This window comes from Oleiphilus sp. HI0125 (genome assembly GCF_001635355.1).
The window spans coordinates 1-1,052 of sequence record NZ_LWGF01001063.1 but is presented as its reverse complement, the minus strand read 5'-3'; the positions used below and the strand labels follow the sequence as shown (position 1 = coordinate 1,052).

The 1,052-nt window shown below is 42.6% G+C and carries 2 protein-coding genes; both read left to right on the top strand.

Annotation, left to right across the window (positions count from 1 at the left end; genetic code table 11):
• Positions 1-358 (top strand): DUF4442 domain-containing protein (locus A3762_RS18185; protein WP_068756989.1); only part of this gene is annotated, 358 nt, incomplete at its 5' end.
• Between the two features lie 56 nt (positions 359-414).
• A partial coding sequence (locus A3762_RS18180) for a hypothetical protein (RefSeq protein ID WP_197469373.1) occupies positions 415-1,052 on the top strand: 638 nt, incomplete at its 3' end.

The window sequence follows — 1,052 nt, the reverse complement described above, 5'->3', positions numbered from 1 at the left end:
AGAACTAACGACGAACCGTTCGGCCGTAACGCTCACCAACAAAAAGTCTGTACAAAATCATATTGGCTCGGTTCATGCTGTTGCCAGCATTCTGATTGCAGAATCTGCAACAGGCTACCTAATAGGAATGAACATCTCAGACGACTGCGTTCCGGTAATCAAGACAATAAAGGCAGACTATGTTAAGCGAGCTAAAGGCAATATGCGTGCAGAAGCTTCTTTAACTGATGAACAAATAAAGCTTATTACATCATCCAATAAGGGTGAAACAACCGTATCCGTTACGGTCACAGATGCTGATGGGAAAGAGCCGATTCTAATGGAAATGGTATGGGCATGGACTCCTAAGAAGCGCTAACGAAATAAGCATGAGATAAGGATTTCTCGTGTTGATAACAATAAAAGATAATAACAATGAACATCCTAAAACTTGTATTATTCATATTCCTCATAACCATTGCTGTTTTTGTTTGGCGTAGCTGGCCAATCATGAATCTTGGCTACGATATCGCTAACGTTAATACTGACTACTGCGCACCTGTCGCAATTGAGGCTGGCCCAGAAGATATCACTGTTGACCTAGCGACTGGGGAGGCATTCATTGCCACAGACGCTCGCCGCGACTACCTAAAATATGGCACAGCCCCGCAAACACCAGGAGCTATATGGGTAAAAGACTTGAATAGCGATAACCCTCCTCCGGTTAAAATAGAAGCGAATTATCCAGAGGCATTTCATCCGCATGGAATTTCCCTTCTCAAAGAAAATGGAAAACGCTATCTGTTTGTCGTAAATCATCCAAGCACTACGTTTCATCAAATCGATATTTTTGAGCTTGAAAGCTCGCATAAAGCGACCTTACTAAAGAGCGTCACCTCGGATTTATTTATTTCGCCTAACGACATTTTTGCTACATCCTTAAACGAATTCTACGTCACAAATGACCACGGAGCCCCTCGTCACACACCACAAGAAAAAGTCGAAGACTTCTTTCGTTTAGCGAATAGCAATGTCGTTCATTACAAAGATGGCAAAGCTACGATTGCACTGGA